Origin of the sequence: Nostoc sp. 'Peltigera membranacea cyanobiont' 213 (genome assembly GCF_002245975.1) — a bacterium.
Lineage (GTDB): Bacteria > Cyanobacteriota > Cyanobacteriia > Cyanobacteriales > Nostocaceae > Nostoc.
In genome coordinates this window covers 1-12,730 of sequence record NZ_NOLI01000064.1, presented here as the reverse complement: position 1 = coordinate 12,730, position 12,730 = coordinate 1, and the positions used below count along the sequence as shown (strand labels likewise).

Below are 12,730 nucleotides of genomic sequence, written 5' to 3'. Positions count from 1 at the left end.
TTAGGAGTTAAGAATTAGGAGTTAAGAGTTATTATTCTGCTCCTTGTCTCCCCATCCTCAGTCCCTAGTCCCCAGTCCCTAGTCCCCAATCACCAGTCCCCAGTCTCCAGTCCCTTCAATTCTGATTCTGGCAATTTTTCTTAATGATTGCCTAATTTTGCTTTACTATCTAGAGCCACAGCCCTATTCTAGATGCCTTATGCCGAAATTGGCTGTCCAATGGAATGCACTTTGATTAAGCTAGTTGTGCCCGATTTACCAATTGGAACGCCAGAGGTAATCACTACTTTATCGCCCTTATTCGCTAGACCCATATCTACAACTGTGTTTACCACGTTGGTAAACATCTCTTCAGCATTGTGGACTGGTGGGATTAGCAAAGCTTCCACACCCCAAGAAAGGGCTAGTTGGCGATAAGTGGCGATCTCAGAGGTGAGGGCAATAATGGGAGAAGTTGGCCGATATTTAGACACCATTCTCGCTGTACTTCCTGATGAAGTGTTGCAAAGAATTGCCCGCGAACCTGTTTCATAAGCGATGCGACAGACTGATTCTGCTACAGATTCGGTAACGCTTAGACTCCCTGCTTCATGACACCAGGCATGTTTACTACCCTCATCTAGAGCCTGTTCTGTCCGCACCGCGATGTTGTGCATCATCTGAACGGCGGCTACGGGATATTGTCCGACAGCTGTTTCACCAGAAAGCATTACCGCGTCTGTCCCATCTAAAATTGAGTTGGCAACATCCGTTGCTTCAGCGCGGGTGGGATCGGGGGCGCTAATCATCGACTCTAGCATTTGGGTGGCTGTAATCACCGGTTTGCCAGCCCGATTGCAACGGCGAATAATATCTTTTTGAATCAGGGGTACTTCGTGAATTGGGACTTCCACCCCTAAATCGCCACGAGCAATCATAATTGCGTCGGCAACTTTCAGAATGGAATCAAAATTCTCTACTGCTTCTGCTCTTTCGATTTTGGCAATTAAGCGGATGGAAGCGCCAGCAGCTTCAATCATGCGCCTAGCGGGTTCTAAGTCTTGTGGCGATTGGACAAAGGACACCGCTACCCAGTCTACACCTAACTGAATTCCAAAGCGTAGATCCAGCAAGTCTTTTTCGGTGATGGAACTAACAGGTAAAGGAGTTTGTGGAAGGTTTACTCCTTTATGTGTGGAAATTAACCCGCCAGTTTTCACTTGGGCGCGAATGCGATCGGCATCGCGATCGCTAACAATCAATTTAACGCGACCATCATTAATTAAAATTGGTTCACCTGGTCGCACCATTGCGAACAAAGTCGGCAGTGGTAGAGGTATTTCGTCAATACTCTCACCTTTTTCTTGCAAAACAAAGGTGACTTCAGTACCAGCTTCTAAATTTAATCCTTCCGGTGGTAAAATTCCCAAACGGATTTTGGGGCCACACAGGTCTTGCATAATTGCGATCGGCTTTTGCTGCTCAGTGCTAATCTGTCTGAGATACTGAGCAGTTTGGGCGTGGAATTCATAAGCCCCGTGGGAAAAATTCAACCGTGCCACATTCATACCAGCTTCTACCAAGCCTTGCAGCTTTTCGAGTGCAGATGTAGCCGGCCCAACAGTACAAATGATTTTGGTTCGACGCATAGGGATTAGGGGTTGAGGAGTAACCTGTGAATTCGTAATTCGTAATTCGTAATTCGTAATTCAGAGACTTCAGATTTTATTTGGGTTTTCGGGTTTAAATCTTTAGCCTTCTTTCAAAGAATTAGTATTACGAGCCAAAAATCACATTTGCTTCATATCACTGGTTTGCTAAATAAAAATACTAGATTGCGTTTTGTTTTCGGCATCTTTCCCATTTGACCCAAATCCCAAAAGTCAAAGGTTAATCACCAATGACCATTAAACAATTCGTAGTTCGTAATTATGTTTTGTAATGGGGATTTCAACCCCGACTAATAACATACAAGCTGTTTATTATTCGTGAGTTTCAACCCCTATTCAATTACGAATTACGAATTACGAATTACGAATTATACAACAGCTGTCGGAGCGAGTTTTTCCTTTTGTGACATAGACAACATCAGGTCAATCACGCGATTCGAGTAACCCCACTCGTTGTCATACCAGGCAATTACCTTGAAGAAGTTTGAATTCAACTCAATCCCAGCACCTGCGTCGAAGATACTAGAATGGGTATCGCCTTGAAAATCTGTGGAAACTACTTCTTCATCTGTGTAGCCCAAAATACCCGCTAGTGAACCTGCGGCAGCCTCCTTCATGGCAGCACAGATTTCTTTATAACTAGTGGCTTTGGCAGTTTTGAAAGTTAAATCAACTACAGAGACATCGGGAGTCGGAACTCGCAATGCCATACCAGTCAATCTACCCTTCAATTCTGGTAAAACCAGTGCTACGGCTTTAGCTGCGCCTGTGGAAGAGGGAATAATATTCTGGCTTGCACCTCGACCACCCCGCCAATCTTTCTTACTGGGACCGTCTACAGTTGGCTGAGTGGCAGTCATGGCATGAACTGTGGTCATCAACCCTTCAGTCAACCCAAAGTTGTCATTGATAACCTTAGCTATAGGAGCTAGACAGTTTGTAGTGCAGCTAGCATTGGAGACAATGATATCTTTGCTGGGGTCAAATAGGTGATGATTGACACCCATCAGTAAGGTAGTAACTCTCTCTGGATCTTTAGTGGGAGCGGAAATTATTACACGCTTTGCACCTGCTTTCAGGTGGTTTGCGGCTCCTTCGCGATCGGTGAAGAGTCCGGTGGCTTCCACGACATAATCTGCACCTAATTTTCCCCAAGGTAACTCTGCTGGATTCCTCACCGACACGCAAGGGATGAAATGTCCGTCAATGAGGATGCCATCTTCCTTGGCTTCAACTTTATGCTTTAATTTACCGTGGGTTGAGTCGTACTTTAAGAGGTAAGCGAGGTTATCTGGTGGTACTAGGTCATTAATGCCTACAAACTCGATATTGGGATTATCGATACCAGCGCGAAGCACGAGTCGCCCGATTCGACCGAAGCCATTGATACCAACTTTCAATTTAGTCAAGATTAAGCCTCCCGTTGTGGTGGAAGTTGAACAAAAGGAGAAAGTTAAAAGTCAAAATATATTGCCTTTTACTCTTTACTCTTTGATCCTGACAGTATCAGCAAGTTAAGGCATATTTACTTGGCATATTTTAAGGATTGGGGCATTGGGGATTGGGAAAACCCTATTGAAAAAGTCTCGATAGGTTGTTATACCAATTCTCTGTAAACTACTTGCACTTAATGATTAATTCCTCAAGCCATCTCTTTCTTTGCGTACTTTGCGGTTCGTTTAATAAATATTATGTGCATCTTCATGGAGAATTTGTATTAGATCGCCCAGACTGTTTAAATAATTTGTTAAATAATTTGCCCTTGCAACCCGCGATTCGTTAAAAGATAAATAGCAAAAGTTCCTAGCCAGTGACTAGCTGCATAATGTTCGATTACAACATCTGTTAGTCCATGCTGACGATGGTGAAGGGCAGTAGAGCGGAGTGTTTCGATGCGGCGATCGCTATTTGCCAATCCAGATATAATACCATCAAGCATCCAAGCTCGACTGAGATTAAGTCCGTAGAAGTGGGCTTGCATATAATCTTGAGGATTATCTACTATTGCAGGTTCTAACCAATTTACCGAATTATCAATGGGTATTTGGGGCAGAAAATCAGTCAGCCAGTCGGTAAAATCTGTTGTTGGCAAGACTCGCCGCATTAAGTCTGCTTCAGCAAGTCCAGGGGAGAGAAAATCGTAGCCAAGCGGCTCAAATTGTAAGGAGTAGTTGCGATCGCTAAAATAAAATTGCCGTGCTTTGTTCTCTACTAACTGAATAAAATCAGTATTTTCGGTAATCCTTGCCCAATCTAGCATCAAACCAAGTGCAAAAGCTGTTTGGCTATGCATTCCTGTGCGGTTTGGAAGTCTCAGTCTGTCAATCCAGCGCTGTAAGTTATCTGCAATCAACTTTTCTAGCGGTTCCAATACAACCCGCCATTTTTTCCCTTGAGGATGATTCCACTCGTGAAGTTCCGCAGTCAGTTGCAGAAACCATGCTACACCGTAAGGAAATTCATAAAAAGGTAGCCGTTGGAAGTGGGCAATTTCTCCTTGAATCTTCTCAGGTGTTAAACTCTGGCTAAGTGCTTGCTTTGAAGCTGTGTTGAATGAGGCTTCGGGGAAATGACGCAACAGACGTACCAGCAACCAGTGACCATGTACGGCTGAATGCCAATCTAAGCAGCCATAAAAAGCAGGAGTCAATTGACGCGGTGGTTTGATATCTTCGTCGCTATCAGCCCAATACAAATTACTGTTGGGATACTCCCGCTCGATACAATCCAGCACTAATTGAGCAAACTGTGCTGCGATCGCTTCACTAATCTCCAAATTATCCGATGGCATGGTAACATAATGCAATTTTGCCTAAAAGCGTAGCGTCTTAATGCCAGGGGACGCATTAACATTGTATCGAGATGCATTGCCATTGCAGAGGGACGCATTAACATTGTATCGAGATGCATTGCCATTGCATAGGGACGCATTAACATTGCATTGAGATGCATTGCCATTGCAGAGGGACGCATTAACATTGCATCAAGATGCATTGCCATTGCAGAGGGACGCATTAACATTGCATCGAGATGCATTGGCATTGCAAGGTATTGCCAAATTTAATTTGCTACAAACTAACCATCACTTGTGTTTCAAGTTTTACCCTAGCTTCTGCTTCCAAAAATTCAGCCACTTGAGCCTCAATTTCATCCCTGACAATTTGGCGATACTCCAAGAAATGCTCAATTTGGGCACAAACGGCTAAATAGCTACTCACTCCACCCGGATTATGCCGATACATACTCCACAAGTAACGCCAGAATTGCCAGCGCGTCTGACGACGTACACCTTGCCGCCAGCAAATTACTAGCAATGCTCGGAGGACTTTCCAGTTCAATTGTTTCTTCCTACCTTTGCCCTTATTCGGGTAGGTTGCTTCACCCAAAAGACGGAAGTGTTTGTATGTACGCTCCAAAAACCGCTCTGGCTCATACAAATCACAGAACGCCTGCACATATTCACGAGCAATGTCTTCTAACGGTCGAGTTGGGACAAAGTTCATCAACGTAGTTTGGTTGATGTTGGCCGATTTATTGCGGAGTCGTCCTTCCTTTTCTAATCGATGCCAAAGGGCTGTATCTGGAAGCGCTTGCAACATACTAAATAAGGCTGTGGGTATTGCTGTTTGCTCAACAAACTTGACAATTCGCGCACCGGCTCCTACTTTCTCGCCATCAAACCCAATGATAAAGCCTGCCATGACTCGTAACCCTGAGCGGGTAATCTTATTCACCGCATCACTGAGTGAATCTCGCGTATTCTGGTATTTCTGAGTGAAAGTGAGACTTTCTTCGTCGGGGGTTTCAATTCCCAGAAAAACGGCTCCAAAATTACACACTACCATCAAGTCCATCAGTTCTTGATCTTGGGCTAAATCAACTGAAGCCTCTGTAGCAAAAGAAAAAGGATAATTATGTTCTACCATCCAGGGCAGAAGAGACTTCAAAAATAATTTGACATTCCGCTTATTACCAATGAAGTTGTCATCCACCATAAAAATACTGCGCCGCCAACCCAGTTTGTAGAGATAATCTAGTTCTGCTAATATTTGTTCTGGGTTTTTGGTGCGAGGTTTGCGTCCGTACAGCACAATAATGTCGCAGAATTCACACTGAAAGGGACATCCACGAGAAAATTGCACTGACATTTCTGCATAAGCTTCAAACTCGAGCAAGTCGAAGCGAGGGGTGGGAGTGTTGGTAACATCTGGTTTTTCACCGCCAGAACGAAAGATACCTGTGCGATCGCCGCGTGCGATCGCTGCTACAAATAAGGGTAGGGTAATTTCCCCTTCGTCTAATATCAAGTAATCTGCGCCGGCGGATGTCATTTCATCTGGTAACGCTGTCGGGAAAGGCCCACCTACAGCGACTCGTTTACCTCTGCGTTTTGCTTCTACTATCTGACAGAGCAAATCTTCTTTTTGCACAATCATCGCCGACATAATCACCAAATCTGCCCAAGCCCACTCTGCCTCTGTACAGTCGCGAACATTTCGATCTACTAGCTTATACTCCCATTCTTGCGGTAATATCGCGGCTACAGTTACCAAACCTAAAGGCGGTAGCATTGCTTTACGGTCTAATAAAGCCAGTGTTTTTTCAAAAGACCAAAAACTTTTTGGAAAACGGGGATATAGAAGTAGAACATTCATATTTGATACTTATAAACCTTGATTATCGTTGCTGGCTAAGTTCATGTAAAGGTGAACCAGCCTGACAGCATATTAGAGAAGCTTCTGTATCCAGTAGCTATAACCTCTACTATGACTTATTTAGACAAAGCAATACTTTTTGAGGAGAATTATTACTGCTTTTAGACTGGAGGGGACTCTGAAACTCCGGGCTTGTCTTCAGACATCGCAATTCCCGCAAATCTTCAAACATGCGTGGGTGAATGATTTAGTCGGAAATCTCAGGATTTTTGCGACGGTTCTAAAATTTATTCTTTTTATGATTTGGCAAATTGGCAGCCCTAAAAAAATTAACCGTGTTATCTTCAGTCCTAATACAAGGTGTATTTGCACTTTCAAGCTATTTAGACGGGCTGCAACCCGTCTTTATTTATCGCCAGATTCTTTATAGATATCAATTTTACAAAAAGAACTAGGGATTTTTAGAATAGTGGGATAGGTTCAGGGAATCATCCCAATTTGGCAAAAATAAACGGGAGTGATGCAAAAACCCTTTTCAATCCTCTTGCCTTTGTGTCCTACCCTGCGCCGCGTCTATGTGTCCTTCTCTAACGAAACGCTGCGCGTAGCTTGCTTCCCCGCAGAGGTATGCGGTTCATTTTTTATCCTTCGGGGTAAGTCACAATCTCGTATAGGACTCCTATTTGATTTTTGAACAAAATTAGGTATGTAGGGTGTGTTAGAACGAAGTTCATAACGCACCACTATCAAGGGTTTCGTGCGTTACGCTGTCGCTAACACACCCTACGTATCTTTTCAGAAATCAAACCGGATTCCTATATATAAATTAAACTTAGCTATCAGCCTCAGAATTGACTCTGAGACTGATAGGAACTAGTCTAAATTCTGAGCTAAGAAGTTTAATCTTTTAATTTATTACTCCTGAAAGCGGGTGCAGTATTGTTAAATGAAAGCTATGCCTAGTTTCAGCTTTCAGATACCGTTCTTGCAAAGGCTGCCACTGCTGCCACGACTGGTAACGATTTTCAGTTAGCAAAGTAGCAAGAGTAGGCAACTCAGTCTGAATTTCTGATTTGAATACATTTGCAAGCCAGTCAGTTAAGACTGCACTATCTTGCATCGTACCCAAAATTTCTTGGATACTTTTCACTTCTGTAAGATAAGCTTCGTAAGACTCGCCATATAAGTCAGTAAATAACTCCATCTGGTAGCGGATGCGTTTAGCTTCTTTTCGCAAACTATGAAGAATTTCGCCTTCTGTTGTCAATTGTTTTTCGATCTTTTCTGGTTCCCAGTTTTTCTGGATCTTCAGTTCTGAATCGACAAATTGAGTGCCAACTAACCAACCTGGATGCAGTAAGAAGTTACTAACTTCTGGTAAAAGTAAATCTGGTAGTACTTGCTGAATAGTAATAGATGCTAAAGGTAGATAACTTGGTTTATCCAACCACTTATCTAATGTCTCTTTTAAAGACTTGTAAGATTCATCTTTTAACGTTTTCTGCACACTCGATAGTACATCTTCACGTTGTTTAGCTAAAGCCGTGAAAGCTGTTTGTAGAGATTCTTGTTCTTTGCGGGGTAATTTTGGTTTGTAATTGTTTTCCAAACTTTCTTTGAGTACATCTAAATCTCGGAGATTACCAAGACGACGGGCTATTTTACCGATATTTTTATCGCTGACTGGTTTCGACAAATCTAACGCTAGCTCAAACCTAGTTACAGCTGTCCTTAAGCGACGCATCCCCACTCGCATTTGATGCAGTGCTTCTGGATCTTCGTCTTTCTTTACTGATTTTTCCCACTTCCAGGTTTTCTTAACGTGTTTTTGAATCGCTTGGTAGGCGTAGTCCCCTAGAGTTTTTACCGTGGGTTTTGTAGCTAATTTCATAATTTATCTTAATGACATACCTCATGAGGTTATTGCATAATAACATTAGTTAAAAGTTTGGATCTCATCTAATAGTATTGTTATATTTTTTCGTCCCTGAGAATTGAAAGTTTTTATTATAACTATTGGTAGATGCTGCATATTTTCTCTCTAAATATGCAGCATCTATCAATAGGTAAGGAGCAGACTTACTCGTTGCAATTTGATATGTACTATAGCTTCTAAAAATATTGAGATGACATTAAATTATTTATTATGATATCATGATTAATCTTTTTGTAACCATGAAGATGATTTAAAATGTCAAACTCACATTTGTGTAATCAAGTTTTATTGACTTTTGTAGATAATTTTAAAGAACATAGAGAAGACTTATCAGCAGTGCTGCTAACACATCAGAAGTATTTATGGTTAGGGTCAGATGAAACCTCAACTATTGAGCGGCTATCTTTAGCTGATACTGATAAATTTACAGAGCATCAACAATTTAGAGTAGCAGAATTCATCGACTTACCTGCACCAGAAAATCAAGAAGTTGATATAGAAGGACTTGCTTACACTGATGATTATCTATGGTTTGTTGGTTCTCATAGCTACAAACGTAAAAAACCCAAACTCGATGATAAGACTGATGTCCAAAACTTTAAAAGGCTGGCAAAAATTGAGTCAGAACCTAATCGTTACGTCTTAGGACGGATTCCTTTAATAGACGGGAAGTTATTCTCATCTTACCCACATCCCCAAAATCCAGATGTGCAGTTGAGTGCTGCTAAACTAGAGATAACGGAACAGGGTAATTTGCTGATGACAGCTTTGGCAGACGATCCCCATTTAGGCTTGTTTATCAAAGCATTAATTCCAGGAAAAGATAATGGTTTTGATATTGAAGGAATAGGTGTTTATCAAAACCGGATTTTTTTGGGTTTGCGTGGGCCTGTATTGCGGGGTTGGGCTGTGATACTGGAAATTGAGTTAGAAGATTCTAGCGCTGGAATTCTAAAACTGCGGCAAATTGGAGAAGCGAAGGAGTTATATAAAAAGCATTTTATCTGGTTGAATGGCTTGGGAATTCGGGATTTGTGTGTAGATGGAAAAGATTTGTTGATTTTAGCCGGCCCAACGATGGATTTAGATGGGCCCATGCAAGTGTATCGTTGGACAAATGGCGTTAACTTACGAGAAAATATCTTCAGCAATCCAGATTTTGTACAAGATATTCCCTATGGAAACCGGGAAGATCGTGCTGAAGGAATGGCGCTGTTTCAGGATGTAGCTGGTATACCTTCGCTATTGGTGGTTTATGACTCTCCAGCCAAAACTAGGTTGGTGGGTGATGGTGGTGTATTAGCAGATGTGTTTAAGCTGGAATAGGATCGATTTTGGATTGTTAAAGGTTAGTAGAGATTGCTTGTACGGGACAAGTGGGGATACACTGTTCGCAGACAATACAACGCGATCGCGTGAATGTCAGTTTATACGTCTCAGGGTGGAGAGTCAGGGCTTCAGTAGGACAAACCCCAGTACACAAGCCGCAATGGACACACACATCCTCATCGATCGCAATTTCGCCTAAAGTATAAGAAACATTAACATGCCGCGATCGCATCCATTCGATAGCGGCATCTAATTGATCGATATCTCCAGCTAGTTCCACTACCAGTTTGCCAATTTGATTTGGGGCAACTTGGGCGCGGATAATATTGGCAGCGACGTTGAACTCTTTGGCCAGTACATAAGTGACTGGCATTTGCACAGCGCGTTTCGGGAAGGTGAGTGTTACTCTTTTTTTCACAGGTTTAGCAGAGGGTTTTTTCTGTTGTAGCGTATTGAAAGTTTTATAACTCGTTGAAGAAGAATTCAGAAGTCAGAATCAAGACCCTCTCTACAAGACGCTGCGCGTAGCTTACTTCCCCGCAGGGGTACGCGGACTCGCTTGCCGCCGGCGCTATCCGCCAGTCGTACAAAATTCATTGTGTTAGCGATAGCGGGGCGTTTAGCCCATTCTGACTCCTGACTTCTGAATTCTGTTTCGATAATTGTAGCGCCAGACAAAGTGCGTTAAGCTACCGTTAACGCACTTGTTTAGCCGAAAAACTACTTAGGCAAAACCTGCCGCAGTGCTGCTAAAAGTTGGTCAACACTTTCCTTTCGACTATTAAAGCCCATCAATCCCACGCGCCAGACTTTACCAGCGAGTTCGCCAAGACCACCACCAATCTCAATATTATGTTCATTGAGTAACTTTTGTGCGATCGCTTTCCCATCTACTCCTGCTGGAATGCAAACAGTGGTAAGGGTTGGTAGTCTATACTCTTGTTTAACGTGCATACTCAATCCTAAATTCTCCAACCCTTCCCAGAGATACTCTACGTTTTTCTGATGCCTTTGCCAGGAGTTTGCTAATCCCTCTTCTGCAAGCAAACGTAGTGCTTCCCGCAATGCGTAATATAAATTAATCGGTGCTGTGTGGTGATAGGTGCGTTCAGCGCCCCAATACTTACCCAGTAACGACATATCCAAATACCAGTTTGCAACCTTTGTTGGGCGCTGTTGCAATTTCTCAACTGCACGCGCACTCATAGTAAAAGGCGAAGCACCAGGCGGACAACCCAACCCTTTTTGGCTACAACTATAGGCTAAGTCAACTCCCCAAGCATCCAAAAATAATGGAACGCCACCCAAACTTGTCACAGTATCCACCAGCAGCAAAGTGCCAAATTCACGACACAAATCAGCGACTCCTTCTAAGGGTTGCCGTGCGCCGGTGGAAGTTTCGGCATGAACTAGAGCTAAAATAGCCGGACGATGAGTTTCTAAGGCAGTCTTGAGTTCATCTAGGTTGAAGACTTGTCCCCAAGGTTTGGTAATGGTTCGCACATCAGCACCATAACGTCCAGCCATATCTACGAGACGATTACCAAAATAACCAGCTGCACCAATCAAAACGACATTACCAGGTTCAACAGCATTAGCGATCGTTGCTTCCATTGCAGCTGTTCCCGTACCACTGACTGCAATGGTGAGTGGGTTTTCTGTCTGCCATACGTAGCGTAGCAATGACTGAATTTCATCCATGAGTGCGAGAAAAGTTGGGTCAAGATGACCAACTGGTGGGGTATTCATTGCTTGGAGAACTGTGGGATGGGCATTTGATGGCCCTGGCCCTAACAGTAGACGAGATGGGATTTCTAGTGGTGTGAGTTGCAAGCGCCCAGAGTCGTTGATTGAAATTGTTTGCGTCATAATCTGTCTTCGCCTAGACCATACTTACCGGATCATATAGGACTCCTATTTCATTTTTGAAAAAACTCACTCAGTACAACTTGAAAAGTCTGTTTCTCTATTGCTTGTTGTATGCAGTTCCTGAACAAAGTTTGTTGGAAATTAGCTTTAAACATAAATAAGACAAATTTTTTGTATCAATTTATAAATTGTCTTTGATTGAACTGACTTTGAAAGCTTTTTACCTAATCAACATATTTCCTTTTTACATCAAGGATTGGAGGTACTTTTTATGCTCCGCAGATTCCTGAAACTTCATTAAGGAAACTAGTGTATCTACCGAGGAAAAGAATTTATTTTATTCCTAAATTGAATGCATCTACCATAAATTACTTGCAAAAATTTTCATTTTTGCTCAATATCAGGTACTTAGTTATGACAAAGCACACTGTTATAAATAAAAGATTATTTATCAATATTGGTACTAACCCAACTTTAGATTTTTATTCTACCCGCATAGTTTTTATTGACCCACAGGTTGAAGATTACCAAAGTCTGGTACTGGGTGTTTTACCAGATACCTCTGTTGTACTTTTAGATGCCAACCAAGATGGCATTAAGCAAATTAGTCAAGTGCTGGAGTCTCATCAGGGAATCACTAGCCTGCACATTGTTTCTCACGGCGCACCTGGGTGCATTTATTTGGGCAACACTCAACTCAGCTACGAAACCCTCAACTACTACGCAGCAGACCTGATGGGTTGGGCTAATGCTTTGAGTGAAGATGCACAACTACTGCTGTATGGTTGCAACGTAGCTCAAACAGAACCAGGTGTTTTGTTTATACGCTGTCTGAGCGAATTGACAGGTGCAGTAGTAGCGGCCTCTAATGACTTGACAGGGAACGCTGCATTAGGTGGTGATTGGGAACTGGAGGTTTCTACAGGAGATATTGTTCCTCATTTGGCATTTAGGCAAGAAGTAATAGCAGCCTATACTTCAATTCTACCTGTAGTTCTCGATCCCAGCTTTGATAGTGATGGCAAAGTCACTACTAACTTGGGCAGTACTGACATTGGTAGAAGCATTGCCTTGCAAGATGATGGCAAGATTTTGGTAGCAGGAGTAAGTAATAATAACTTTGCTGTGGTACGTTACAAGAGTGATGGTACTCTCGACAGCAGTTTTGGTAGTGCTGGCAAGGTCAATACTAACTTGGGAAGTACCGATATCGGCTACAGCATTGCCCTGCAAGGTGATGGCAAGATTCTGGTAGCAGGAGTAAGTGGTAATAACTTTGCTGTGGTACGTTA

Annotated in this window: 11 protein-coding genes; 2 read left to right on the top strand and 9 right to left on the bottom strand. The window is 42.6% G+C overall.

The features are described from left to right. Positions 1 to 197 precede the first annotated feature (197 nt). The 6 genes from pyk to CDG77_RS18160 all read right to left on the bottom strand — a co-directional run bounded on the left by pyk (position 198) and on the right by CDG77_RS18160 (position 8,195). Positions 198 to 1,628 (bottom strand): pyruvate kinase, encoded by a 1,431-nt coding sequence (gene pyk, locus CDG77_RS18180; RefSeq protein ID WP_094330747.1) that lies wholly within the window; start codon positions 1,626 to 1,628, stop codon positions 198 to 200. Positions 1,629 to 2,017: 389 nt separating this feature from the next. Beyond that, positions 2,018 to 3,058 carry a type I glyceraldehyde-3-phosphate dehydrogenase gene (gene gap, locus CDG77_RS18175; protein WP_094330746.1) on the bottom strand — a complete coding sequence of 347 codons (1,041 nt, stop codon included), beginning with the start codon at positions 3,056 to 3,058 and terminating at the stop codon, positions 2,018 to 2,020. Positions 3,059 to 3,396: 338 nt separating this feature from the next. After that, positions 3,397 to 4,440 (bottom strand): DUF2891 domain-containing protein, encoded by a 1,044-nt coding sequence (locus CDG77_RS18170; protein WP_094330745.1) that lies wholly within the window; start codon positions 4,438 to 4,440, stop codon positions 3,397 to 3,399. Beyond that, positions 4,383 to 4,691, bottom strand: a complete 309-nt coding sequence (locus tag CDG77_RS35560) for a hypothetical protein (RefSeq protein ID WP_143857047.1) — start codon at positions 4,689 to 4,691, stop codon at positions 4,383 to 4,385. Before CDG77_RS35560 ends, CDG77_RS18170 begins: the two co-directional genes overlap by 58 nt. Before the next feature lie 26 nt (positions 4,692 to 4,717). After that, positions 4,718 to 6,304, bottom strand: coding sequence for a B12-binding domain-containing radical SAM protein (locus CDG77_RS18165; protein WP_094330744.1), 1,587 nt, complete (start codon positions 6,302 to 6,304; stop codon positions 4,718 to 4,720). Positions 6,305 to 7,211: 907 nt separating this feature from the next. Next, positions 7,212 to 8,195: a CHAD domain-containing protein gene (locus tag CDG77_RS18160; RefSeq protein ID WP_094330743.1), complete on the bottom strand. Its 984-nt coding sequence runs from the start codon at positions 8,193 to 8,195 to the stop codon at positions 7,212 to 7,214. Positions 8,196 to 8,495: 300 nt separating this feature from the next. Here CDG77_RS18160 and CDG77_RS18155 point away from each other — a divergent pair, with 300 nt between their 5' ends. Then, the gene (locus CDG77_RS18155) at positions 8,496 to 9,566 is read left to right on the top strand and encodes a DUF3616 domain-containing protein (protein ID WP_094330742.1); all 1,071 of its coding nucleotides are present in this window, start codon (positions 8,496 to 8,498) and stop codon (positions 9,564 to 9,566) included. A 16-nt stretch (positions 9,567 to 9,582) separates the two neighbouring features. Here CDG77_RS18155 and CDG77_RS18150 read toward each other — a convergent pair whose 3' ends face one another. The 3 genes from CDG77_RS18150 to CDG77_RS18145 all read right to left on the bottom strand — a co-directional run bounded on the left by CDG77_RS18150 (position 9,583) and on the right by CDG77_RS18145 (position 11,438). Beyond that, a complete protein-coding gene (locus CDG77_RS18150; protein WP_012411079.1) occupies positions 9,583 to 9,987 on the bottom strand; it encodes an NIL domain-containing protein in 405 nt (134 codons plus the stop codon). Positions 9,988 to 10,052: 65 nt separating this feature from the next. Further along, positions 10,053 to 10,247 carry a hypothetical protein gene (locus CDG77_RS36605; RefSeq protein WP_190233999.1) on the bottom strand — a complete coding sequence of 65 codons (195 nt, stop codon included), beginning with the start codon at positions 10,245 to 10,247 and terminating at the stop codon, positions 10,053 to 10,055. Positions 10,248 to 10,289: 42 nt separating this feature from the next. Further along, entirely contained in the window at positions 10,290 to 11,438 is a 1,149-nt protein-coding gene (locus CDG77_RS18145; protein WP_094330741.1) for an alanine--glyoxylate aminotransferase family protein, read from the bottom strand. Between the two features lie 414 nt (positions 11,439 to 11,852). Here CDG77_RS18145 and CDG77_RS18140 point away from each other — a divergent pair. Further along, on the top strand, positions 11,853 to 12,730 hold an 878-nt coding region (locus tag CDG77_RS18140; protein WP_143857046.1), incomplete at its 3' end, for a DUF4347 domain-containing protein.